General features: G+C 71.7%; 20 protein-coding genes. 13 read left to right on the top strand and 7 right to left on the bottom strand.

Going from position 1 to position 23,314, the window contains the following annotated elements; genetic code table 11:
• Positions 1-129: 129 nt before the first annotated feature.
• The 4 genes from pssA to moeA form a co-directional block, all read right to left on the bottom strand.
• Positions 130-1,071, bottom strand: a complete 942-nt coding sequence (gene pssA / locus AC07EQ_RS16795; RefSeq protein ID WP_478388836.1) for a CDP-diacylglycerol--serine O-phosphatidyltransferase — start codon at positions 1,069-1,071, stop codon at positions 130-132.
• On the bottom strand, positions 1,068-1,790 hold the full coding sequence (locus AC07EQ_RS16790; RefSeq protein ID WP_478388835.1) for a phosphatidylserine decarboxylase: 723 nt from the start codon (positions 1,788-1,790) through the stop codon (positions 1,068-1,070). The genes pssA and AC07EQ_RS16790 overlap by 4 nt, the downstream gene beginning before the upstream one ends.
• Before the next feature lie 501 nt (positions 1,791-2,291).
• On the bottom strand, positions 2,292-4,259 hold the full coding sequence (locus AC07EQ_RS16785) for a M48 family metallopeptidase (protein WP_478388834.1): 1,968 nt from the start codon (positions 4,257-4,259) through the stop codon (positions 2,292-2,294).
• Between the two features lie 100 nt (positions 4,260-4,359).
• Positions 4,360-5,604 (bottom strand): molybdopterin molybdotransferase MoeA, encoded by a 1,245-nt coding sequence (moeA, locus tag AC07EQ_RS16780; RefSeq protein WP_478388833.1) that lies wholly within the window; start codon positions 5,602-5,604, stop codon positions 4,360-4,362.
• 87 nt (positions 5,605-5,691) lie between these two features.
• Here moeA and AC07EQ_RS16775 point away from each other — a divergent pair, with 87 nt between their 5' ends.
• The 6 genes from AC07EQ_RS16775 (at position 5,692) to AC07EQ_RS16750 (ending at position 13,193) form a co-directional block, all read left to right on the top strand.
• Positions 5,692-6,375, top strand: coding sequence for a TIGR00266 family protein (locus AC07EQ_RS16775; RefSeq protein ID WP_358580603.1), 684 nt, complete (start codon positions 5,692-5,694; stop codon positions 6,373-6,375).
• Between the two features lie 270 nt (positions 6,376-6,645).
• Positions 6,646-6,849 (top strand): cold-shock protein, encoded by a 204-nt coding sequence (locus AC07EQ_RS16770; protein WP_132623257.1) that lies wholly within the window; start codon positions 6,646-6,648, stop codon positions 6,847-6,849.
• Between the two features lie 203 nt (positions 6,850-7,052).
• Positions 7,053-8,276: a serine/threonine-protein kinase gene (locus AC07EQ_RS16765; RefSeq protein ID WP_478388832.1), complete on the top strand. Its 1,224-nt coding sequence runs from the start codon at positions 7,053-7,055 to the stop codon at positions 8,274-8,276.
• 221 nt (positions 8,277-8,497) lie between these two features.
• Complete coding sequence (gene groL / locus AC07EQ_RS16760) at positions 8,498-10,126, top strand: chaperonin GroEL (RefSeq protein ID WP_093268687.1); 1,629 nt, start codon at positions 8,498-8,500, stop codon at positions 10,124-10,126.
• A 249-nt stretch (positions 10,127-10,375) separates the two neighbouring features.
• Positions 10,376-11,035 (top strand): copper homeostasis protein CutC, encoded by a 660-nt coding sequence (locus tag AC07EQ_RS16755; RefSeq protein ID WP_478388831.1) that lies wholly within the window; start codon positions 10,376-10,378, stop codon positions 11,033-11,035.
• 157 nt (positions 11,036-11,192) lie between these two features.
• Positions 11,193-13,193, top strand: a complete 2,001-nt coding sequence (locus AC07EQ_RS16750) for a beta-N-acetylhexosaminidase family protein (RefSeq protein WP_478388830.1) — start codon at positions 11,193-11,195, stop codon at positions 13,191-13,193.
• 299 nt (positions 13,194-13,492) lie between these two features.
• Here AC07EQ_RS16750 and AC07EQ_RS16745 read toward each other — a convergent pair whose 3' ends face one another.
• From AC07EQ_RS16745 to AC07EQ_RS16735, 3 genes are all read right to left on the bottom strand, one after another.
• Positions 13,493-13,729: a PspC domain-containing protein gene (locus tag AC07EQ_RS16745; RefSeq protein ID WP_132487160.1), complete on the bottom strand. Its 237-nt coding sequence runs from the start codon at positions 13,727-13,729 to the stop codon at positions 13,493-13,495.
• Between the two features lie 88 nt (positions 13,730-13,817).
• Positions 13,818-14,375: a suppressor of fused domain protein gene (locus AC07EQ_RS16740; protein ID WP_478388829.1), complete on the bottom strand. Its 558-nt coding sequence runs from the start codon at positions 14,373-14,375 to the stop codon at positions 13,818-13,820.
• Positions 14,376-14,404: 29 nt separating this feature from the next.
• Positions 14,405-14,917, bottom strand: coding sequence for an SRPBCC family protein (locus AC07EQ_RS16735; RefSeq protein ID WP_478388828.1), 513 nt, complete (start codon positions 14,915-14,917; stop codon positions 14,405-14,407).
• Positions 14,918-14,978: 61 nt separating this feature from the next.
• On the opposite strand from AC07EQ_RS16735, the gene AC07EQ_RS16730 reads away from it, so the two are divergent.
• The 7 genes from AC07EQ_RS16730 (at position 14,979) to AC07EQ_RS16700 (ending at position 23,181) form a co-directional block, all read left to right on the top strand.
• On the top strand, positions 14,979-15,557 hold the full coding sequence (locus AC07EQ_RS16730) for a TetR/AcrR family transcriptional regulator (protein ID WP_478388827.1): 579 nt from the start codon (positions 14,979-14,981) through the stop codon (positions 15,555-15,557).
• A 45-nt stretch (positions 15,558-15,602) separates the two neighbouring features.
• The gene (locus tag AC07EQ_RS16725; RefSeq protein ID WP_478388826.1) at positions 15,603-16,490 is read left to right on the top strand and encodes an AAA family ATPase; all 888 of its coding nucleotides are present in this window, start codon (positions 15,603-15,605) and stop codon (positions 16,488-16,490) included.
• Between the two features lie 83 nt (positions 16,491-16,573).
• On the top strand, positions 16,574-17,722 hold the full coding sequence (locus AC07EQ_RS16720) for a vWA domain-containing protein (protein ID WP_358580582.1): 1,149 nt from the start codon (positions 16,574-16,576) through the stop codon (positions 17,720-17,722).
• Positions 17,723-17,817: 95 nt separating this feature from the next.
• Positions 17,818-18,936 (top strand): XdhC family protein, encoded by a 1,119-nt coding sequence (locus AC07EQ_RS16715; protein WP_478388825.1) that lies wholly within the window; start codon positions 17,818-17,820, stop codon positions 18,934-18,936.
• A 398-nt stretch (positions 18,937-19,334) separates the two neighbouring features.
• Entirely contained in the window at positions 19,335-19,901 is a 567-nt protein-coding gene (locus AC07EQ_RS16710; RefSeq protein WP_452616925.1) for a (2Fe-2S)-binding protein, read from the top strand.
• The gene (locus tag AC07EQ_RS16705) at positions 19,898-22,330 is read left to right on the top strand and encodes a xanthine dehydrogenase family protein molybdopterin-binding subunit (protein ID WP_478388824.1); all 2,433 of its coding nucleotides are present in this window, start codon (positions 19,898-19,900) and stop codon (positions 22,328-22,330) included. The genes AC07EQ_RS16710 and AC07EQ_RS16705 overlap by 4 nt, the downstream gene beginning before the upstream one ends.
• On the top strand, positions 22,327-23,181 hold the full coding sequence (locus tag AC07EQ_RS16700; protein ID WP_478388823.1) for an FAD binding domain-containing protein: 855 nt from the start codon (positions 22,327-22,329) through the stop codon (positions 23,179-23,181). The genes AC07EQ_RS16705 and AC07EQ_RS16700 overlap by 4 nt, the downstream gene beginning before the upstream one ends.
• Positions 23,182-23,314: the final 133 nt, after the last annotated feature.

Raw genomic sequence — 23,314 nt, 5'->3', positions numbered from 1 at the left:
CCTCACTGCGCCCTGGCCAAGCCTCACTGCGCCCTGGCCAAGCCTCACCGCGCCCTGGCCAAGCCTCACCGCGCCCTGGCCGTGCCTCCGGCGGCGGGCGGCCCTGGCCGTGCCTTTGGGCGTGGGCCGTTAGCGGCGGGGGCCGTCGTTGCGGCTGCGCCGCAACTCCAGGCGTCGCCAGCTGCGGCGGGGTCCGTCCGGGTGGCTGTGGCGTCGCGGTAGGCGGACGCGCCTGGCGGCGCCCGCCACGCTGCGGCGCAGCGGTGGGCGCAGGCCGAGCCGGCGTTGGGTGCGCCGACGGATCGCGCGCCGCTCTCGCGGCGGTGCGCTCCACGCCTCCGGGTGCTTGGCCAGCCAGTTGTGCCGGTAGACCGCGTACGGGATGTGCAGGAGGTAGATCACCATGGCGATCGCCAGCGAGATCAGCGGGAACATGATTATTCCCGCCGCCAGCAGCGCCACCAGCACCAGCAGCGGCGCCGCCGCCCTCGGCGGCACCTTCACGGTCTTCAGCGACAGCGTCGGCACCCGGCTGACCATCAGCGCCGCGACCAGCACCATCCAGACCATCACCACGTTCTGGTTCGCCCACCAGCCCGGGTAGCCGAAGTGCGCCGTCAGGACGATCGGGAGCAGCCCGAGCAGCCCGGCCGCCGGGGCGGGCACCCCGACGAAGAACTCCTTGGCGTACGGCGGCTGCTCGGCGTCGTCGAGCAGCGTGTTGAACCGCGCCAGCCGGAGCACCATGCACACCGCGAAGATCAGCGAGACCACCCAGCCGACGCGGTTGTCCTGCAGCTGCCAGGCGTACAGCGTCAGCGCCGGGGCGACGCCGAAGGACATCGCGTCCGACAGCGAGTCCAGTTCGGCGCCCATCTTGGAGGTGGCGTCGAGCAGCCGCGCGATCCGCCCGTCCAGGCCGTCGAGCACCGCCGCTACGGCGACGGCCGCGACCGCGCCGGTGAGCTGGCCGTTGAGCGCGAACTGGACCGCCGACAGCCCGGCGCACATCGCCAGCACGGTGATCGCGTTGGGCAGCAGCCGGATGCCGGGGGCGCTGTGCATGCTCATGAGGAATGCGTCCCCCGAGGCAGCTCGGCGAGGGCGGTCTCCCCGCCGATGGTGCGCTGGCCGGGCTCGACCAGGATCCGGCTGCCGGTGGGCACGTAGAGGTCCACCCGGGAGCCGAACCGGATCAGCCCGTAGGTGCTGCCGGCCTGCAGCACGTCGCCCTCGGAGACGGAGCAGACGATGCGGCGGGCCACGAGGCCGGCGATCTGCACCACGGCGACCTGGGAGCCGTCGTCGGCGCGGATGACCATCGAGTTGCGCTCGTTGTCCTCGCTGGCCTTGTCCAGGTCGGCGGAGAGGAACTTGCCCGGCCGGTAGGCGATGGTCTCGACCTTGCCGCTCAGCGGGATCCGCTGGACGTGCACGTCGAAGATCGTCAGGAACGCGCTGATGCGGGTCATCGGCTCGTCGCCGAGGCCGAGCTCGGCCGGCGGCACCGCGGGCTCGATGTGCGAGATCGTGCCGTCGGCGGGCGCGACGGCGAGCCCCTCGCGGCTGGGCGTCGTGCGGGCGGGCTCGCGGAAGAACCACGCGCACCAAGCGGTGACGATGCCACCGAGCACGCCCGCCGGGCGCCAGCGGCGGCGCAGCAGGAGGGTCGCGATGGCGGCGCCGAGCACGAACGGCCGGCCTGCCGGGTGCATCGGCGGGATGGTGTCGCGGGCCAGCGCGGCGAGGTGCGCCAGCAGGTTCTTCTTCGGTTCTTCGGCGGTGCTCATCGAGGTGCTACGCCCCTGCGTCGGCGGTCTATGGTGCGGCGGTTCGGCCGGGTTCCCGGCGCGAACGCCGAGCGCCGACCGGTGCCGTCGTCGGTACAGCATCGCGGACGCCTCACGTCAACCGACGCCAGGGGGCGTAGTTGATCAAGAACTACTCTGCTGACCTGCGTCTATCCGATCCCGGGATGCTACCGCCAACGCGCCGCCCAGGTAACCCGGTCGGGTGAGAGAAAGCGAGGAGGCCGTTCGACGTCTCCCCGTAGACGTCGGACGGCCTCCCCGGTGTGGTCCGTGCACCCCCCGACGGCGCACGGTCCTCGGTGTGTCCGCTCCCCACTGGCAAGCGGTAGTGGGTTTGTGCGGACGTCTAAGAGATGTATATGGGCGACGGTTCGTTACGCGGTTTCCAGTGTAATTGAGTTCACAAAATGTCCGTAGCCGCTTTTGGAGGACCCCACGGCGCCGTTACATGACGAAGAGTCATCAGAACCCCGCTCGCTTTCACTCATTCGTGTAGGCGGGTTCGTCGAGGTTCATCCGCGCCCCCATCAGCTCGCCGAGGCCCCGGTACGGGTCGCCGTGCTCCACGCCGTCGGCCGTGCTGCGCAGCACCAGCTCGGACACGCCGTCCTCGCCGTCGCGCACGCCGATGTCGTCCAGCTCGGACACCGCGTACTCGTCCAGGTACAGCTCCAGCGACAGCGACCAGCCCGCGCGGTCCTGGTCCAGCCGCGCGCGGGCCACGTCCCGGCTGTCCACCCACTGCGCGCCGGGCCGCTCCCGGAGCTCGCCGATCGGCGTGGCGGCCAGCTCGGCGAGCTGCTCCTGCTCCGCCTTGCGGAACCGGGCGAGCGTGCCGGCCAGCAGGCGCTTCGTGGTGCTGGCGGAGCTGGGCAGCAGCACCAGGCCGCGATCGGTGACCAGCAGGTCGTAGTTGCCGCCGGGGCACTGCACCGGGCTGACGATCCCGGCCAGCGCGGGCTCGGGCTCGGCGGCGGGGCGGCGCGCGTGGGTCATCGGCACCCCGAGGTCGACCAGCGCCCGGTGCAGGCCCGGGATCAGCCGGGGATCGGCCACCGCCGGGCGGACCAGCCGGTCCGGGTCCAGCGGCTGCCCGTTGGCCAGCCGCACCGTCGACGGGCCGCCCCAGTCCAGCTCGTGGTGCGCCCGCCGGGCGCAGATCAGCGCGTCCACCACGGCGCAGCCGAGCAGCTCGGTGAGCGTGTCGACGACGGCCTCGTCGATGCGTTCCGGGCACAGGCCGGGGTTGAGCACCGGGTTCACCAGGTCGTGGCCCTGGCCGCGGTGGATGGCGGGCAGGATGCCCGCGATCGTCGGCTCCACCGGCAGTCCGCTCTGCGCCGTGGCGGAACTCAGCAGCGCGGCCCGCTCGGCGACGTGCGCGGCGCCGGCCAGCCGGGCCAACTCCGGCCAGCCCAGCCGGCGCTTGAGGCCGTCGACCATCAGGCGGTCTTCGAGGTCCGGCACGCTCTTGCGCGGGTTGCGCAGCAACGCGAACGCGGGCCGGTCGTCGGCGTCGCGGCCGGTGACCTTGATCCGCTTCATCGCTTCGATGCGCCGGCGCGCCGGCAGGTGGGTGCGGCTGCCGTCCTCGCCCTCGGCGATGGCCTTCTTGACCCGCTCGGCGAGCTCCGGTTTGCGGGTCGGGTGCTCCATGAAGTTGCGGAAGCCCAGCAGCACGTCCGGGGTGTGGCCGACGGCCTTGGCCATGCTGAGGTACTCGTCGGCGTACTCCTGCCAGCCGAGCTCGATGGCGATCCGCTTCCGCAGCGCGGTGGCCGCCGCTCGGGTGCCCGCCTCCCGGACCGCGATGGCGTCGGCGGCGAGCTCCAGGTCGTGGCCGGTGGTGGCCGCGATCGCGGTGAACAGCCGGGCGTAGCCGGTGAACAGCCACTTGACCGGGCCGCCGGTGAGCCTGTCGACGGTGCGCTCGACGCTCGCCGACGCCCGGTAGGCGGTGACCGTCAGCTTGTTGCGCCCGGTCAGCCTGCCGAGTTCGTGCGCCACCACGGCCCGCAGCTCGCTGACGTTGAGCGCGGCCAGCAGCGGCAGCCCGAGTTCCAGGTAGCGGGTCCGGGTGCGCAGGCCCAGCAGCGCGGTGTCCTCGCGGATGTTCGCGGCCGGGTCGGAGGTGATGCGGATTTCGTCGGGCAGCGGGGCGGCCGCATCGGCGGAGATCGACTCCGCCATCCGCCAGATCTGCGGCTGCTCCGATCGGTCCAGCCGCACGCCGCGCGGCCGCACCCGGCTGCGCAGCACGGCGCGCAGCCCGATCGCGAAGAGCGCGCCGACGGCGACCGCCGCGAGCGCGGCCTTCACCCCGCTGGACTGGTCGTATCGGAAGGTGAACGCCGAGATCGCGAGCAGCCCGAGGACCAGCGCGATCGGCGCGAGGAAGAAGCCGATGTGCAACGCCAGCGCCAGGGCGGCGCGCCAGGGGCCACGCACGGTGCAGAACTCCGGAGGGGTGGTCGGTAATGGTGGTGCAGTCTTGGGGACGCCGGTGCCATCCGTCAACCAGATGATCTTCCGAGCTTCCCGGGCGGTGCTAGTCGAGCAGCATGACGTCCACTGTGGACTCGGCGGCGAGTTCGGTCACGTCCTCGGGGATCTCCAGCAGGCAGTTCGCCTTGGCCAGGCCCGCCAGCAGGTGTGAGCCGGGCGCGCCCTGCAGCGTCACGCCGCCGGTGGCCGGGTCGAACCGGCCCCGGCGGTACTGGCGCTTGCCCGCGGGCGCGGACAGCGGCTCGGCCAGCGTCGCCTGCCGCACCGGGCGGCGGGTGGTCAGGTGCCCGGCCGCGGCGCGCAGCGCGGGCCGCACGAACACCTCGAACGACACCATCGCGCTGACCGGGTTGCCCGGCAGCGTCACCACGGCGACGCCGTCCCGGTACCGGCCGCAGCCCTGCGGCATCCCGGGCTGCATCGCGACCTTGGTGAACTCGACGCCGGTGCCGGTGAGCGCGTCCTTGACGACCTCGTAGGCTCCGGCGCTGACGCCGCCGGAGGTGATCAGCAGATCCGTGTCGGCCAGGTGCGGGGCGAGCGCGGCGTGGAAGGCATCGACGTCGTCCGGCACGAACCGCAGCAGCGTCGCCTCGCCGCCGGCTTCGCGCACCGCGGCGGCCAGCATCAGGCCGTTGGACTCGTAGATCTGCCCCGGCTGCAGTGCGGTGCCGGGCGCGACCAGCTCCGACCCGGTGGACAGCACCAGCACCCGGACCGGCCGGTGCACGGGCAGCTCCGCGGCCCCGACGGCGGCCGCGACGCCCAGCTGCGACGGCGCCAGCGCGGTGCCCGTCGTCAGCACGGTGGCGCCCGCCGTGACGTCCTCGCCCGCGCGCCGCACGTGCGCCCCCGGCTGCACGGCGGAGAACATCCGCACCTGCTCGGTGCCGCCGTCGGTGCGCTCCACCGGGATCACCGCGTCCGCGCCCGGCGGCATCTGGGCGCCGGTCATGATGCGGTGCGCGGTGCCCGGCTGCAGCGGCGGCACGTCCACCCGGCCGGCCGGGATGTCCTCGTGGACCGGCAGCAGCACCGGCTGCTCCGGCGTCGCGCCGGCCAGGTCGACGGAGCGGACGGCGTAGCCGTCCATCGCGGAGTTGTCGAACGGCGGCAGCGAGATCGGCGCGGTCAGGTCCGCGGCGAGGGCCAGCCCGAGGCAGTCCGCCAGCGGCTTGACCAGCACCGGCGTCGGGGCGAGCAGGGCGGCGATCTTCGACTGGTGATCTGCGACCGCGGTCAGAGCGGGTGTTCCGGTTCCGTGCGACACGCCCAGATCATCGGTCATCGACACCCCTGTTGTCCCCACCGGCGTGCGAATAGTCGCACCGATCAACGTGGCAAACTCGTCCCCGGGCTCGTCTAGGAGGTAACCGTGCAGGTTCGCACCCGTCACACGCCGTCGTTCGGGGTGGCCCGGCTGATGCTCGCCCCGGGCGAGCCGGTGCAGGTCGAGTCCGGTGCGATGCTCGCCACCAGCTTCGGCGTGACCGTCGAGGCGCGCGCCCAGGGCGGCTTCCTGAAGTCGCTGGCCCGCGCCGCGCTCGGCGGCGAGTCCTTCTTCGTGTCCACCTACACGGCCCCGCAGCAGGGCGGCTGGGTGGACGTGGCGCCGAACCTGCCGGGCGACCTGAACGTGCTGGAGCTCGACGGCCGGGTCGGCTGGTGCGTGACGAAGGGCTGCTGGCTCGCGTCCGCGAGCACCGTGCAGGTCGAGACGCAGTGGGGCGGTTTCCAGAACCTCTTCGGCGGCGAGGGCGGCTTCATGACCCACGTCGGCGGCCAGGGCCCGGTGGTGGTCTCCTGCTACGGCGCGCTGGACGTGGTGACGCTCCAGCCCGGCGAGTACGTCACGATCGACACCGGGCACGTCGTGGCCTACGCCGACACGGTGCAGAGCCGGCTGCGGCAGATGAACCAGGGCGTCGCCCAGTCGCTCAAGAGCGGTGAGGGCCTGGTGTTCGATTTCGCCGGTCCCGGCCAGGTGCTGACCCAAACCCGCAATCCGCGAGGACTCGTCACCTGGTTGCAGGCAAATGGGCTCGGCGCTCGTTCCTGAGCGCGAGTTGCGCGGGTGCGCATAGCCGTCGCTTCAAACTGGTGGCGCGAATTTCGCCGAGAGCGCAAATGGGCTCATGCATTCGGACGAATTCCCGAGTCAACTCCACTCCGATAACTGAACGTGGCCATCAACGACACCCGTTCGGCCCAGCGTTTAACGGAAAAGTTGCATTGCCGAACCCGCGACGAGACCTGCTTTCTGGGGTAGCGTTGCCGTTGCTCCAGCGGCGCTTTGGGTGCCGTGCATCACTTTTTAGAGGAGGACGCCGTGGCGGTCGGCACGGTCAAATGGTTCAACTCGGAGAAGGGCTACGGATTCATTGCGACAGACGGTGGATCTGATGTTTTCGTCCATTACTCCGCGATCGACATGTCTGGTTTCCGAACCCTTTCCGAAGGGGATCGGGTCGAATTCGAAGTGAAAGCGGGACGCGACGGCCGCACCCAAGCAGACGGTGTCCGCAAGGTCTGAAGAAGCAGCTGAAACAGCTTGCTCAGCGTCGCAAGCGGCTGCCGCCGCTTCATGAAGAACATTGCATGTCACGGCGTCGAGAACGTCAGCGCGGCCCGGTTCCCGTCCGCGGGAGCCGGGCCGCGGCGCGTGCGGAATCGATGTCATCACGGTGTTGCCGAACCCGGGGACGTGCGTGATCCCGAAACGTTAGGCTGCTCCGCGTGTCGGCAGACCTCACCGGGCAGCGCCTCGGCCATTACAAGATCGACGGAGTGCTCGGCCGCGGCGGGATGAGCGTGATGTACCGCGCCACCGATACCCGGCTCGGGCGCAAGGTCGCGCTCAAGATCATGGGCGAGCACATCACCGGTGACGCGGAGTTCCGCGAGCGGTTCGTCGACGAGGCCCGCAACACCTCGGCCATCGACCACGCCAACATCGTGCCGCTGTACGACTTCGGCGAGGTCGACGGCATGCTCTACATCGCGATGCGGCTGGTCGACGGGTCCGACCTGGCCAGCCTGATCAAGGACGGGCCGATCTCGCCCAAGCGAGCCCTGGAGCTGCTCTCCCAGGTCTCCGAGGCGCTGGACATGCTGCACGAGCGCGGCCTGGTGCACCTCGACCTGAAGCCGGCCAACGTGCTGGTGACCTCGCGCGAGTCCGTCAACGAGCACGTCTACCTCGCCGACTTCGGCCTCACCAGGCGCGGCGCGACCGGACACCGCACCGCCAGCGGCGACTTCCTGGGCTCGCCGACCTACGCGGCGCCCGAGCACCTGCGCGGCGAACCGGTGGACGGCCGCACCGACCAGTACGCGCTGACCTGCATGCTGTTCGCCTGCCTGACCGGGCGGCCGCCGTTCCAGGGGCAGGTCCAGGAGGTGATCCAGGGCCACCTGGGCGCGGAGCCGCCGCCGGCGACGTCGCTGGTGGTGCTGCCCGGCAGCATCGACGAGGTGCTGCGCCGCGGCATGGCGAAGAAGGGCGACCAGCGCTTCACGAACTGCAAGGAGCTGATCGCGGCGGCTCGCGCCGCGCTCGGCCCGGCAGCCGGCGGCGAGACCCCACCGCCGCCCCGCCAGGTGGCCCCGCCCGTGGCCCCGATGTCCGGGCCGATGCCGGTTCAGTACGCGCCGCCCGCGCCGCCCGGCTACCCGCCCTACCAGCAGCAGCCGCCGCGCCCGCTGCCGCCGCCCGGCAACGACCCCGTGCGGCTGCGGCCGCCGATCCCGGCAGGCTCGGCGGCGTTCGCGACCAAGTCCGGCAGCTCGGCGAAGTGGATCGTGCCGGTGCTGGCCGGCGTCGCGCTGGTGGTGATCGTGGTCATCTTCGTTGTGATGGCCACCTCGCTCGGTGGTTCCGGCGGCGGCAGCGACCCGACTGCGACGGAAACTTCCTCGTACAACAACAGCGACCTGCCCACGTCGGTGCCCACCCGCTGACGCGCCTCGCTTGCACTCGACTGGTGAGAGTGCTAAACACGGTATTGGCACTCAGCGAGGTTGAGTGCCAGGTCGGGACGGTGAGGCCGTCTCCGGCGGTGCCACCCGACGGCGCCGCCGCACGGTCGTCCGTCGCGGGCACCGAGCCTGGCCGAGCACGAGTCCTGCCGTGGGGTGCACCCACCACCGCGGCGTCCAGACAGGTGGAGGACCACACCGCAATGGCCAAGATGATCGCGTTCGACGAGGACGCCCGCCGCGGTCTTGAGCGCGGCATGAACACCCTCGCTGACGCCGTCAAGGTGACGCTCGGGCCGAAGGGCCGCAACGTCGTGCTCGAGAAGAAGTGGGGCGCGCCGACGATCACCAATGATGGTGTCTCCATCGCCAAGGAGATCGAGCTCGAAGACCCGTGGGAGAAGATCGGGGCCGAGCTGGTCAAGGAGGTCGCCAAGAAGACCGACGACGTCGCGGGTGACGGCACCACCACCGCCACCGTCCTGGCCCAGGCGCTGGTGCGCGAGGGCCTGCGCAACGTCGCGGCCGGCGCCAACCCGATCGCCCTGAAGCGCGGCATCGAGAAGGCCACCGAGGCGATCGCCGAGCAGCTGCTCAAGAACGCCAAGGAGATCGAGACCAAGGACCAGATCGCCGCCACGGCCGCGATCTCGGCCGGCGACCGTCAGATCGGCGAGCTCATCGCCGAGGCGATGGACAAGGTCGGCAAGGAAGGCGTCATCACCGTCGAGGAGAGCAACACCTTCGGCCTGGAGCTGGAGCTCACCGAGGGCATGCGCTTCGACAAGGGCTACATCTCGCCCTACTTCGTCACCGACTCGGAGCGGATGGAGGCGGTCCTGGAGGACCCGTACATCCTGCTGCTGAGCTCCAAGGTCTCGAACGTCAAGGACATGCTCCCGCTGCTCGAGAAGGTCATGCAGGCCAACAAGCCGCTGCTGATCATCTCCGAGGACGTCGAGGGCGAGGCCCTGGCCACGCTGGTCGTCAACAAGATCCGCGGCACCTTCAAGTCGGTCGCCGTCAAGGCCCCCGGCTTCGGTGACCGCCGCAAGGCGATGCTGCAGGACATGGCGATCCTGACCGGCGGCCAGGTCATCAGCGAAGAGGTCGGCCTCAAGCTGGAGAACGCGGACCTGAACCTGCTGGGCCGCGCCCGCAAGATCGTGGTCACCAAGGACGAGACCACCATCGTCGAGGGTGCCGGCGACGACGAGCAGATCGCCGGGCGGGTCAACGAGATCCGCGCCGAGATCGAGCGCTCGGACTCCGACTACGACCGCGAGAAGCTGCAGGAGCGGCTGGCCAAGCTGGCCGGCGGCGTGGCCGTCATCAAGGCCGGTGCGGCGACCGAGGTCGAGCTCAAGGAGCGCAAGCACCGCATCGAGGACGCGGTCCGCAACGCCAAGGCCGCGGTCGAGGAGGGCATCGTCGCCGGTGGCGGCGTCGCGCTGCTGCAGGCCGCGCAGGCTGCCTTCGACGGTCTCAACCTGACCGGTGACGAGGCGACCGGTGCCAACAGCGTGAAGATCGCTGTCGAGGCGCCGCTGAAGCAGATCGCCATCAACGCCGGCCTCGAGGGCGGCGTCGTCGCGGAGAAGGTGAAGGGCCTCACCTCCGGCCACGGCCTCAACGCCGCGACCGGCGAGTACGAGGACCTGGTCCAGGCCGGCGTCCTCGACCCGGCCAAGGTCACCCGTTCGGCGCTGCAGAACGCCGCTTCCATCGCCGCGCTGTTCCTGACCACCGAAGCCGTGGTCGCGGACAAGCCGGAGAAGGAGAAGGCCGGCGCTCCGGACCCGACCGGTGGCATGGGCGGCATGGACTTCTGATCCACGCTGCTGCCGCTTTTTCGAAGGGCCGTCCCCGCTGGGGGCGGCCCTTCGGTCGTTCCCGGGTGGGTGAACCCGGCGTTTTCGCGCGAAACCGGCGCCCCGCGTGCCTGGGAAACGCCGGTTTCGCGCGAAAACGGCGCAGCTGCCGTGGGGCCGCCGGCGCAGCACGAGCGCTCGAGCAGCGGCTCCGGGCCGGTGGCGCAGGCGGGCCTCGCTGGGCCCCCGCCGCCCGGTTACGGTGCGGGTGTGGGAGCGCTGCTGGAAGTGATCGTGCTGGACGCCGCCGAGGCCGAGGCCGCCCAGGCCGGTGGTGCCGACCGGCTGGAGCTGGTGCGGGACCTGGCCGCCGACGGGCTCACGCCGGAGCCGTCGACCGTGCGCAGCGTGCTCGCGGCCACCGATCTGCCGGTGCGGGTCATGGCGCGCGACCAAGCCGACTTCGCCGCCGATGCCGGGGCGCTGCGGCGGCGAGTGGGTGAGCTGCGGGAGGCCGGGGCGCGGGAGTTCGTGCTCGGGTTCCTCGACGCGTACGGGCAGGTGGACGTGGGCGCCACCCGCGAGGTGGTCGCCGAGCTCGACGGGTGCCCGTGGACCTTCCACCGCGCGGTCGACCACGCCGCCGACTACCGGCTCGCCTGGGACCAAGCGGTGTCGCTCGGCCCGGACACCGTGCTCACCGCAGGCGCCCCCGGCGGCGTCGACGAGGGCCTTTCCCACCTGCGAGAACGCGCCGAACGGCAGGACGCCGACGGCGTGGCGCTGCTCGTCGGCGGCGGCCTGCGCCAGGAGCACGTCGTCGACCTGCGGGCCGCCGGGGCCCGCGCCTTCCACATCGGCACCGGCGCCCGCGAGGGCGGATCGGTGCAGGTGGAGCGGGTCCGGAGCTGGCGCGAGCTCCTATCCTGAGCAGCAGCGCCACCGCGATCGGCCGGGTGCGACGAGCGCCGTTGATATTGTTCGTTGCTTGCAGTGCGAATGATCACGGGGCTCCCGGGCGCGGCGGCGGCCGGAAGCGGCGTGTGATGTCCTGTGGACCGGTGGCAGTCCAGGTGAGGTAGGAGTCATGCTCGGTCGAAACGTCCGGTGGTCCGCCGTGGTCGCGACGCTCATGTGCGCGGTGCTGGCGGCCTGCACGAACACCACGCCGCAGGAGCCGACGCCGACAGCGCCGCCGCCGCAGTCGCTGCCCGCGACCGGGCTGCCGCAGGTCACCCCGCAGCCGCAGGAGATGCAGCGGCTCGGCGACGACATCCCGGTGCAGGGCAAGGTCGACGTGATCGTCGATCCGCTCGTCGACCAGCCCACCCGCGACCTCGCGGCCCAGGTGCTGCGGCTCGCCGGGGCGAGCGACGTCGTGGTGCGCGAACCCGGTCCGCCGCCCGAGGGGGCCACGCTGAGCATCCGCATCGGTGAGCGCACCTCGCCGTCGGTGGTGAAGGGCCTGCAGGAGCTGGGCTTCGCCGCGCCCGCGCCGCTGCCGCCCGAGGGCTACGTGCTGGCCGGCCGTGGCGGCGGCACCCCGGTCGTCTTCATCGGCGCTTCCGACGCGGCCGGCGCCTACTACGGCGTGCAGACGCTGCGGCAGATCGCCTCGCCGGGCCGCCTCGCCGGGGTCGGCATCGTGGACCACCCGGCGATGCCGTTGCGCGGCACCGTCGAAGGCTTCTACGGTCCACCTTGGACGCACGCCGAGCGCATGGACCAGCTGGCCTTCTACGGCGACGTCAAGATGAACACCTACATCTACGCGCCCAAGGACGACCCGTACCACCGGGAGAAGTGGCGCGAGGCGTACCCGGCCGACGACCTGGCCCGGGTGAAGGAGCTGATCCAGCAGGCCGCGGCGCACCACGTGAAGTTCACCTTCGCGCTCTCCCCGGGCACCTCGATCTGCTACAGCGACGACGCGGACGTCCGCGCGCTGCTGGCGAAGCTGCAGACGGTGTACGACGAGGGCGTGCGCGACTTCTCCGTGCCGCTGGACGACATCTCCTACACCCGCTGGAACTGCGCGGGCGACCAGGCGAAGTACGGCAAGCCGTCCGAGGGCGCGGCCGGGCAGGCGCAGGCGGAGCTGCTGAACCGCGTGCAGCGCGAGTTCGTCGACACCCATCCCGGCGTGGCGCCGCTGCAGTTCGTGCCGACCGAGTACTCCGACGTGGAGGATTCGGCCTACAAGACGGCGATCCGCACGGCGCTGGACCCGCGCGTGCTGGTGATGTGGACCGGCGACGGCGTGATTCCGCGCCAGATCACCGTTTCCGACGCGCAGCAGGCCGAGAAGGTCTGGGGCCGCAAGCTCTTCCTGTGGGACAACTACCCGGTCAACGACTTCGAGGGCTCCGTCGGGCGGCTGCTGCTCGGACCGTACGAGAAGCGCGAGCGCGGGCTGAGCGGGCAGCTCGTGGGCGATGTGTCCAACCCGATGAACCTGGCGGCGGCGAGCAAGGTCGTGGAGCTCGGTGCGGCCGATTTCGCTTGGAACGACGCGGCTTTCGACCCGCAGCGGGCCTGGCGGGCGGCGGCCGAGCACCTGGCGGGCAAGCGCGCGGCCGGCGAGCCGGGGCTGGTCGCCGACCAGGCGACCGTCGACGCGCTGATGGTGTTCTTCGACCTGGAGCACATGGCGCCGCTGGCCAGCGGGCGGCCGTGGTTGCCGCCGGCGCCGGAGCTGGCGCGGCGGATCCAGGAGTTCCGCGACGGCTGGGAGCGCGGCGACCGCGCGGGCGCGGTGGAAGCGCTGCGCGGCTACGCGCAGGCGATCGCGGGTGCGCCGGAGCAGATCGGGCGGGGTGTGCCTGCGGACTTCGTCGCCGACGCGAAGCCGTGGCTGACGGCCACCGAGCTGTGGGGCGACGCGCTGGTGGCCACTGTGGACGGTCTGCGGGCGCGGGCGAACGGCGACGAGGCGAGCACCTTCGAGCACTTCACCGCGGCGCGGCAGTTCGCCGACCAGGCCAAGCAGATCCGCACCCTGCCCGGCGAGGTCCTGCCCCAGGGGCAAGTGCTGGTCGCCGACGGGGTGCTCGACACGTTCATCGAACAGGCCCCAGGCATCCGCTGACGCTGCAGTTTCAATTGAAACCGTGAGTTTCAATTGAGCCTTTTTCATCCTGGTCGGCCCGCAGCCGCGGGTAGCAAAGCCGCACGCCGGATGGGGTGTCGCATGCGCCGCAGGCGCATAGCCCACCCTCGCAACTGGCACCGCCGCGGGTTCTCAGAGGTTTCCTGGCGAGGACGGCCCCTCCGCCGTGTATTGGACATACATCAGGAGGGGCACCCACAGTCCAGGAAGCCTCTGAGGTTCCGCCACCCGCACCGCCACGCAAATTGAGGTTGGAAAAACCTCATTGAAACCGGTCGTCACTCCTGGGGGACGAGTACCCAGCAGACGAGGTAGATGACGATGCCGGCGCCGAAGCCGAGCAGCGTGGCGGCGACCAGCAGGACGCGGAGGATCGTGGCGTCCACGTTGAGCCCCTTGGCGGCGCCGGCGCAGACCCCGGCGATCATGGCGTCCTCCCGGCTGCGGCGGAACTTCCGGACCGGGGACTCGGTGGTGGTCTGGGTGCTGCCGGTGGTGGCGAAGTTCTCGGTCATGCCTCCAGCTTGGGCCCCGGAGGGGCCGGGGGCCTCGGGGTACGACCCCGACCCGACCCGGATTCCCCGGCCGCCGACCCCTGGGGCGTCAGGCGGCCGAGGGGCGGTGGATGTCGAGCAGGTTGGAGTTCTCCCGTTCCCAGCAGTCGTACAGCGCGTCCCGGCCGTAGCGGGCCACCAGCTGGCCCTCCTCGCGGGTGATCGGGACCAGCGTGATCAGCTGGAGGACCGGTTCGCCCGCCTCGTCGAGCAGGACGTCGAACGAGTCGCCGAGGTAGGGGTGCGGGGCGGCGAGCGCGCCGCAGATCTCGGTGTCCGGCAACAGGATCCGGTCGTTCATGATGAGCGCGCCGTAGCCGACCCGGCTGTTGCTCTCGGTCAGCAGCTCGGCGATCACGCCCGTCAGGTGCCGCGCGTGGATCTCCTGCTCCGACTGCAACGTGCAGATGAGCTCCTGGGGCAGCGGCGCGCCCGCCGTGCGGTCGCGCAGGCCGCTGGTCAGCACCGAGACGTGCGCGCCGTCCGGGTGGTCGCAGTAGACGAGGTGGTAGCCCCGATCGCGCCCGTCCGCCAGCCGGCTGTCGGCGCCGCGGACCCGGCCGATGTGCGTCTCAACGTGTGCGGGGAACCCGCTGAACCGGCTCATGCGTCACCCCTTCGGAAACCCAGGCGATCCTAGATCGTGCCGTTCGGCGCTCGGCGGGTCCGTGCCGAGATCAGCGCGCGCAGCAGGCGCACCCACCACGACCAGCGGGCCGGCTTCCGCACCGTGCCGGTGGTCGCTTGCTCGGCGCGGTCGAGGACGTCCTCCAGCGCTGCGTCGTGCAGCGGGCGCCACAGTAGTGGCCAGGTGATCCGGGCCAGGCCGCGGGCGTGCATGGACAGCAGGTTGTGCAGCACGGTGCGGTCGCCTTCGCGGTGCACGGTGAACTCGTGGAAACCGTCGAAGCCGCGCGGTGCGGTGAAGCGGAACCGGATCCAGCGGCCGGGCGTGTAGCCGACGATCCGGTAGCGGATCGGACCGTGCCCGCCCTCGGCGCCCATCTCCAGCGGGCGGTCGAAACGCATCGGCGGCCAGGTGTCGTGCGCCCACAGCTCGTCGTGCGGGCTCGCCAGCGAGTCGATCAGCGCTCCGGTGGTGTCCTCGTCGACCGGCAGCCGCCTGATGTGCAGATTCCGGATGGCCATCGCGGTCCTCCTTTTTTAGAGGGTTCTCTCTACAACGTTATTGGAGCATATCCTCCAATTCATGGGAAGGCCCGCCCGGCACGATGCCGACCGACTCCTCGACGCCGCCGTCGCACTCGCCGCCGAAACCGGACCCCGAGGAGTGACGATGGCCGCGGTCGCGCGGGCGGCGGGTGCCCCGAGCGGCTCGGTCTACCACCGCTTCCCGGACCGGACCGCGCTGCTGTCGGCGCTGTGGCTGCGCACGGTGACCCGGTTCCAGGAAGGCGTCTTCGCGGCGCTCGACGGCTCGCCGCAGGACGCCGCCGTCGCGATGGCGCGCCACGCCGTCGAGTGGTGCCGCGAGCACCCGGACGAGGCGAGGGTGCTGCTCGCCGGGCCTGGGGACTTCGGCCTGGCGGAGTGGCCCGAGGAGGCCCGCCAACGCTTGGCCGCGGGCAATGCGCAGCTGGAGGAGGCCCTGACCGACCTGGCTCGGCGGCTCGGGAAGACCGACGAGCGCGGGCGGTCCCGCGTCCGGCTCGCGGTGGTCGATCTGCCCTACGCCGTGGTCCGGCGGTACCTGGTGCGCGGCGAGCCGATCCCCGCCTTGGAGGTTGGCACAGTGGGCGAGGCGGTTCGGGACCTGCTCGCCGGATGATCGGATGATCGCCTTGGGACAGGTGGTTCGCATACGCTCGGCGGCATGGCGGTGGATGACGCGCTCGACATGAAGTCCCCGGCCGAGGTCGCGACGGCGCTGGACGACACCGGGTACCTGCCCGACGAGGGCATCGCGACGGCGGCGTTCCTGGCGATGCGGATGCGTCGCCCGCTGCTGTGCGAGGGCGAGCCCGGCACCGGCAAGACGGCGCTGGCGCAGGCGTTGGCCGCGGCGCTCGGGGTCGACCTGATCCGGTTGCAGTGCCACGAGGGCATCGACGCCGCGCAGGCCCTCTACGACTGGGACTTCCCGCGCCAGCTGCTGCACCTGCGCACGCTGGAGGCGGCCTCCGGCGGCGAGCTGGACGCCGACGCCGCCGAATCCTCGCTGTACACCCCGAGGTTCCTGCTGGCGAGGCCGCTGCTGCGCGCGTTGCAGGAGTCGCCTTGCGTGCTGCTGGTCGACGAGATCGACCGCGCCGACGACGAGTTCGAGGCGTTCCTGCTGGAGGTGCTGTCGGAATACGCGGTGACCATTCCGGAGTTCGGAGTGGTGCGGGCGCAGCAGCCGCCGATCGTGATCCTGACGTCCAACCGGACCCGCGAGGTGCACGACGCGCTGAAGCGCCGCTGCCTCTACCACTGGCTGGAGCACCCGGGCCTGGAGCGGGAGGTCGCGATCCTGCGGCGCCGCCTGCCGGGGCTGGACGCCCGGCTGGCGGAGCAGGTGGCCGCGGCGGTGCAGTGGATGCGGCAGATGGAGCTGTTGAAGCCGCCGGGGGTGGCGGAGGCGCTGGACTGGGCGCAGGCGCTGCAGGCGCTCGACCAGGACGAACTGGACACGGAGACCGCCGCGACCACGCTGGGAGCGGTGCTGAAGTACCGCGAGGACGCCGAACGGGTCCGCGCCGCGGGCATCGTGGCGCCGTGACCGTCCGCAATTTCCATTGAAATCGAACCTTCGATTTCAATGGAAATTGCGGACCACCGGACCCGAACGTCGAGGAGGGGGCGATGGAGCACACCGCGACCGGTCTGGTCGGCTTCGCCCGCGCCCTGCGGCACTCCGGGATGGCCTGCGGCCCCACCCGGGTCCAAGCCTTCCTAGCCGCCACCGAGCACGTCGGCCTCGACCGCTCCGCGGTCTACTGGGCCGGCCGGCTGACGCTGTGCTCCGAGCCGGACGATGTGCCCCGCTACGACGCTGCCTTCGGCAGCTGGTTCGGCGGCGCTGCGCTGTCCGCCGAGTCGCCGGGCCGTCCGCTGCCGCGTCCGGCGCGGATCGCTGCGCTCTCCGCGGCCGATGGCGGCGACCAGGACGGCGACGCGGACAAGCCGCTTGCCGCCGCCGCCAGCGACGCGGAGGTGCTCCGCCGTCGCGACCTCGCGGAGCTCGGTACGGCGGAGCGCGAGCACCTGCGGCGCATGCTCGCGGTGCTGCGGCCCGAGCCGCCGACGCGGCCCGCGCTGCGGCATCGCCGCAGCAAGCGCGGCGCGCTCAGTTCGCGCGCGACGCTCCGCGAGCTGCTGCGCTCCGGCGGCGAGCCGTTGCGGTTGCGCCGCCAGAAGCGTTCTCGGCGGCCGCGCCGGGTGGTGCTGCTGATCGACGTCTCGGGTTCGATGAGCCCGTACGCCGATGCGCTGATGCGATTCGCGCACGTCGTGGTGCGGCGTTCGCCCGCCAGCACCGAGGTTTTCACGCTGGGCACCCGCATGACCCGGGTGAGCAGGCAGCTCCGGCAGCGCGATCCGGAGGCCGCTCTGCTGGCGGCTTCCCGTGCCGTGCCGGATTTCTCCGGGGGCACCAGGCTCGGCGAGACGTTGCGGGTCTTCCTGGACCGGTGGGGGCAGCGGGGCATCGCGCGGGGTTCCGTCGTCGTGCTGTTCTCCGACGGTTGGGAGCGCGGCGACTCGGCGGAGCTGGGTGAGCAGATGCGTCGGTTGCGGCGCCTGGCGCGGGCGGTGGTCTGGGCCAACCCGCACGCGGGGCACGACGGGTACCAACCGGTGCAGTCCGGGATTGTCGCGGCCCTGCCGCACGTTGACCGGATGGTGGCGGGGCACAGCCTGCGCTCGCTGGAGGACGTGTGGTCGTGGGTGCGCCGGTTGTCCCAGCCGGGGCCGGCGCCGGAGGAGCGAAGTGCGGTTTTCGGGCAGAGCTGACCGGGCCCGGCGAGGTGAGCAGGCCGTTCGTCCTGCCCCGGGGCCCGGTGGAAGGTGTGCGGCGCCGGGAGGCGCTGAGAAAGCGGAGGTGCGCTGTGCGTGACGTGCTGGACGAGTTGACCAAGCGGTGGGAGTCGGGCGAGGCCGTCGGGTTGGGCACCGTGGTCGCGACGTTCCGGTCGGCCCCGCGGCCGCCTGGGGCGTCGATGCTGGTGACTGCCGGCGGCGAGGCGGTCGGCAGCGTTTCCGGCGGCTGCGTCGAGGGCGCGGTCTACGAGGAGGCCACCGGCGTCCTGGAAGGCGCCGATCCGGTCCTGCGGCGCTACGGCGTCAGCGACGACGATGCGTTCGCGGTCGGCTTGACCTGCGGCGGGATCCTCGACGTCTTCGTGGAGCGGGTGGACCGCGAGACCTTCCCGGAGCTCGACTCCGTCGCCTCCTCGGTCCGCGCGGAGGAGCCGGTCGCCGTCGCGACCGTCCTGGAGCACCCCGAGGAGTCGAAGGTCGGCTCGCACCTGCTGGTGTGGCGCGAGCGCACCAGCGGCAGCCTCGGGTCGACGCGGATCGACGACGCGGTCGTCGACGACGCGCGCGGCATGCTGGCCAGCGGCCGCAGCGGCGTCATCGAGTACGGCCCGGAGGGGCAGCGGCGCGGCGAGGGGCTGCGGGTGTTCGTGAACTCCTTCGAGCCGCCGCCGCGGATGCTGGTGTTCGGCGCGATCGACTTCGCCGCCGCGATGGCCCGGATGGGCGCCTTCCTCGGCTACCGGGTCACGGTCTGCGACGCGCGGCCGGTGTTCGCCACGCACAGCCGGTTCCCGGGCGTGGACGACGTGGTGGTCGACTGGCCGCACCGCTACCTGGCGGCCGAGGCGGAGGCCGGGCGGATCGACGAGCGGACCGCGGTCATGGTGCTCACCCACGACCCGAAGTTCGACGTGCCGGTGCTGGAGGCGGCGCTGCGGCAGGGCCTCGGCTACGTCGGCGCGATGGGCTCCCGCCGCACCCACGAGGACCGGCTGCGGCGGCTCCGCGAGCAGGGCCTCAGCGAGGCGGAGCTGGCGAAGCTGTCCTCGCCGATCGGCCTGGACCTGGGCGCGCGGACCCCGGAGGAGACGGCGGTGTCGATCGCGGCCGAGCTGATCGCGCTGCGCTGGGGCGGCCGCGGGGTGCGGCTCTCCGACGTCGAGGGACCGATCCACCACCACTCGTAAGGCGTGTTCGACGCCACGACACGCCGACGGCTGTGGACAACCTCCTCCGGCTGTGGACAACTTCCGCAATTTCAATGGAAATCGGACCTTCGATTTCCATTGAAATTGCGGACGGACCGGCCCTCGGGGCGCGGTGGGGGCCGTGCTGGGCGAGGCGGGGGCCGTGCTGGGCCAGGTGGCAGGTGGGGCTGTGTGGGGCCCTCGTTGGAGCCGTGGCCGTTAGGAGTCGCGGTCGCCCTGCCCCGTTGCGGAACGCGAGGTCGGGACAACGCTTTCAGCGCTTGCTCGTGTTCGATCGGCGTAGCAGGCTCTCGGAGTGACCTCCGTCACCCAGGCGGACCAGTCCGTTCCCGACCGTCCGCGCACCGCGGGCCAGTTCCTCCGAGGAGGCCGCCCAAATGCCGCGCATCACCGTCAACGTCGACGGCACCCACTACACCGATGAGGTCGAGCCGCGCATGCTGCTCGTCCAGTACCTCCGCGAACGTCTCGGCAAGGTAGGCACCGTCGTCGGTTGCGACACCAGCAACTGCGGCGCGTGCACCGTCCACATGGACGGACACAGCGTGAAATCGTGCTCGGTGCTTGCGGTGCAGGCCGACGGGCACGACGTCACGACCGTCGAGGGCCTCGCCCAGGACGGCCGGCTGCACCCCGTGCAGCAGGCGTTCCACGACAACCACGCCCTCCAGTGCGGGTTCTGCACCCCCGGGATGATCATGCAGGCGCTCGACCTGCTCGCCGAGGTGAACGACCCCGACGACCAGCAGATCCGGGAAGGCATGGAGGGCAACCTCTGCCGCTGCACCGGGTACCAGAACATCGTCCGCGCGGTCCGCGACGCGTCGCAGCGCATGCAGCCCGGCGCCGGTCCGGCCGTCGAGCACACCGAAGACACCCCGGTGCCGCGAACGCCCGCCGACGAGCAGGTCGAGACGAAGGTGAAGGGAGGTCGGCAGTCATGACATCGGTCCTGGAGCCCGAACTCGGGCGCGCCCGCAAGCGCAAGGAGGACGCGCGGCTGATCACCGGCCGCACCCGCTGGACCGACAACCTGGCGCCGACGGGCACGCTGCACCTGGCGATCCTGCGCAGTCCCGTCGCGCACGCCCGGATCACGTCCATCAACACCGATGAGGCGCGCCGGATGCCGGGAGTGCAGGCGGTGATCACCGGCCGGGACATCGCCGACGAGCAGGGCAGCCTGCCGTGCGCATGGCCGATCACCGAGGACATGAAGGCCCCGGCGGCACCCCCGATCGCCGTGGACGAGGTGCGCTTCGCCGGTGAAGCCGTGGCGGTGGTGGCGGCGCGCAGCGCGGCCGAAGCGCGCGACGCGCTGGACGCCATCGACGTCGACTACGACGAACTGCCGGTCGTGCTCGACATGGAATCGGCGCTGCAGGCGGACTCGCCACTGGTGCACGACGACCTGGGTACCAACCGCAACGCGACCTGGACGTTCGACTCGGCCGAGGCCGGCACCGGCGGCGACGTCGAGCAGGCGCTGAGCGGCGCGGAGGTCCGCATCGACCGCACCTTCCGGCAGCAGCGGTTGATCCCCGCGTTCATGGAGCCGCGTTCGGTGGTCGTCGACCCCACCGGCGAGCAGATCACCATGTGGTCGGCCACCCAGGTGCCGCACATCCTGCGGCTGATGCTGGCGATGTCGCTCGGCGTGCCGGAGCAGAAGATCCGGGTCATCGCGCCGGACGTGGGCGGCGGGTTCGGCGGCAAGCTCCAGGTGACGCCGGAGGAGTTCATCACCTTCGTGCTCGCCCGCAGGCTGGGGCGGCCGGTGAAGTGGACCGAATCCCGTTCCGAGACGATGGTTTCCGCGCACCACGGCCGCGACCAGATCCAGAAGCTGTCGATGTCGGCGACCCGCGACGGCAGGATCACCGGGCTGAAGGTGGAGCTGCTCGCCGACATGGGCGCCTACCTGCGGCTGGTGACGCCGGGCATCCCGATCCTCGGCGCGTTCATGTTCAACTCGATCTACAAGATCCCCGCCTACCACTTCACCTGCACCAACGTGTTCACCAACAAGACGCCGACCGACGCCTACCGCGGCGCCGGGCGGCCGGAGGCGACGTTCGCGATCGAGCGGATGGTGGACGAGCTCGCCAACGAGCTCGGCATGGACCCGATGGAGCTGCGGCGCAAGAACTGGATCGCGCACGAGGAGTTCCCGTACGACACGGTCGCCGGGCTGACCTACGACTCCGGCAACTACGAGGCCGCCACCGACAAGGCGATGGAGCTGTTCGGCTACCAGGCCCTGCGCGCGGAGCAGGAGGAGCGGCGGCGCTCCGGCGATCCCGTCCAGCTGGGCATCGGCATCTCGACGTTCACCGAGATGTGCGGGCTGGCGCCGTCGCGGGTGCTGGGCTCGCTGTCCTACGGCGCGGGCGGCTGGGAGCACGCTTCGATCCGGGTGCTGCCGACCGGGAAGGTGGAGGTCGTCACGGGTTCCTCGCCGCACGGGCAGGGGCACGAGACGGCGTGGAGCCAGATCGTGGCCGACCGGCTCGGCGTCGCGTTCGAGGACGTCGAGGTGCTGCACGGCGACACCCAGGTCGCGCCCAAGGGTATGGACACCTACGGGTCGCGGTCGCTGACCGTCGGCGGCATGGCGGTCGTCAGCGCCGCGGACAAGGTCGTCGAGAAGGCCAGGAAGATCGCGGCGCACCTGCTGGAATGCGCCGAGGACGACGTCGAGTTCGCCTCCGGGCGGTTCGGCGTCCGCGGCACCGACCGGGGCACCGCGCTGGCCGAGGTCGCGCTCGCCGCCTTCGCCGCGCACGACCTGCCGGACGGCGTGGAACCGAACCTGGACGCCGAAGCGACGTTCGATCCGGAGAACTTCTCGTTCCCGCACGGCACCCACCTGTGCGCGACCGAAGTGGACACCGAGACCGGGCGGGTCGAGATCCGCAAGTACGTGTGCGTCGACGACATCGGCAGCGTGATCAACCCGCTGATCGTCGAGGGCCAGGTGCACGGCGGGCTCGCCCAGGGCATCGCGCAGGCGCTGTACGAGGAGGCCGTCTACGACGAGACCGGCACGCTGACCACCGGGACGCTGGCCGACTACCTGATCCCGTCGGCGGCCGACCTGCCGGAGTTCGTCACCGACCGCACCGAAACCCGCGCGACGTCCAACGCGCTGGGCGTCAAGGGCGTCGGCGAGGCGGGCACCATCGCCTCGACCCCGGCGGTGGTGAACGCGATCGTGGACGCGCTGCGGCCGATGGGTGTGAACGACGTGGAGATGCCGTGCTCGCCGCAGCGGGTGTGGCGGGCCGTGACCGGTGCCCGCGAAAGCGGCGCCACCGCGCCGGAAGCCGGCGGCGGGCTCGGCTCGATGGACGCACAGGGAGGAAACCGGTGATTCCCGCGCAGTTCGAATACGTCGCACCCTCCACTGTGGAGGAAGCGGTTGCCGCGCTCGCGGCGGCCGGGGAGGACGCCAAGGTGCTGGCCGGTGGGCAGAGCCTGCTGGCGGTGCTGCGGATGCGGCTGGCCGACCCGGGAACGGTCGTCGACCTCGGCCGCATCGCCGAGCTGCGCGGCGTGCGCGAGGACGGCGACGCGCTGGTGATCGGCGCGATGACCACGCACCACGACGTGCTGCGCGATCCGCTGGTGCAGCAGCACGCGAAGCTGCTCGCGCTGACCACCCGCACCGTCGCCGACCCGCAGGTGCGCCACCGCGGCACCTTCGGCGGCTCGCTGGCGCACGCCGACCCGGCCGGGGACCTGCCGGCCCCGGCGCTGGTGCTGGACGCCGAGATGGTGCTGGCCGGGCCGTCCGGACGGCGCGTGGTGCCGGCGGCGGAGTTCTTCGTCGACTACTTCACCACCGCGCTGGAACCGGACGAGGTGCTGGTGGAGGTGCGGATGCCGAAGTGGACGGGGTGGAGCGCGCACTACGAGAAGTTCAACCGCGTCGCCCAGGCCTGGTCGATCGTCGGCGTGGCCGCCGCGGTGCGGGTGTCCGGCGGGACGATCGCCGAGGCCCGCATCGGGCTGACCAACATGGGCCCGACGCCGGTCCGGGCACGCGGCGTCGAGCAGGCGCTGGTCGGTCAGCCGGCCACGGCTGAGGCGGTCCGGGCGGCGGCCCGGCACGCCACCGAGGGCACCAGCCCGGCGGCCGACGCCAGCGCCGACGTCGACTACCGCGAGCACCTCGCCGAGGTGCTCACCGGCCGCGCGGTGCTCGCCGCGGCGGGCGGCTAGGCGGTCGCGCGGACCGAGCGGGTGGCGATTTCGCGCGAAACCGCCACCCGCCAGGCGTGGGGAACGGCGATTTCTCCCCAAACCGCCGCGACCGCGTGGTGGTGGGGCCCGATGATTCCAACGGGGTAGCGGA

The sequence above is a fragment of the Saccharopolyspora sp. NPDC045839 genome, assembly GCF_056431645.1.
The sequence above is the reverse complement of the archived record's forward strand: the minus strand, read 5'-3'. Positions and strand labels throughout refer to the sequence as shown.

What these genes read in the sequence shown, in the direction of transcription:
- pssA (WP_478388836.1), bottom strand. Translation starts at nt 1,071, where the DNA reads ATGAGCATGCACAGCGCCCCCGGCATCCGGCTGCTGCCCAACGCGATC.
- AC07EQ_RS16790 (WP_478388835.1), bottom strand. Translation starts at nt 1,790, where the DNA reads ATGAGCACCGCCGAAGAACCGAAGAAGAACCTGCTGGCGCACCTCGCC.
- moeA (WP_478388833.1), bottom strand. Translation starts at nt 5,604, where the DNA reads ATGACCGATGATCTGGGCGTGTCGCACGGAACCGGAACACCCGCTCTG.
- groL (WP_093268687.1), top strand. Translation starts at nt 8,498, where the DNA reads ATGGCCAAGATGATCGCGTTCGACGAGGACGCCCGCCGCGGTCTTGAG.
- AC07EQ_RS16750 (WP_478388830.1), top strand. Translation starts at nt 11,193, where the DNA reads ATGCTCGGTCGAAACGTCCGGTGGTCCGCCGTGGTCGCGACGCTCATG.
- AC07EQ_RS16745 (WP_132487160.1), bottom strand. Translation starts at nt 13,729, where the DNA reads ATGACCGAGAACTTCGCCACCACCGGCAGCACCCAGACCACCACCGAG.
- AC07EQ_RS16740 (WP_478388829.1), bottom strand. Translation starts at nt 14,375, where the DNA reads ATGAGCCGGTTCAGCGGGTTCCCCGCACACGTTGAGACGCACATCGGC.
- AC07EQ_RS16735 (WP_478388828.1), bottom strand. Translation starts at nt 14,917, where the DNA reads ATGGCCATCCGGAATCTGCACATCAGGCGGCTGCCGGTCGACGAGGAC.
- AC07EQ_RS16730 (WP_478388827.1), top strand. Translation starts at nt 14,979, where the DNA reads ATGGGAAGGCCCGCCCGGCACGATGCCGACCGACTCCTCGACGCCGCC.
- AC07EQ_RS16725 (WP_478388826.1), top strand. Translation starts at nt 15,603, where the DNA reads ATGGCGGTGGATGACGCGCTCGACATGAAGTCCCCGGCCGAGGTCGCG.
- AC07EQ_RS16720 (WP_358580582.1), top strand. Translation starts at nt 16,574, where the DNA reads ATGGAGCACACCGCGACCGGTCTGGTCGGCTTCGCCCGCGCCCTGCGG.
- AC07EQ_RS16710 (WP_452616925.1), top strand. Translation starts at nt 19,335, where the DNA reads ATGCCGCGCATCACCGTCAACGTCGACGGCACCCACTACACCGATGAG.
- AC07EQ_RS16705 (WP_478388824.1), top strand. Translation starts at nt 19,898, where the DNA reads ATGACATCGGTCCTGGAGCCCGAACTCGGGCGCGCCCGCAAGCGCAAG.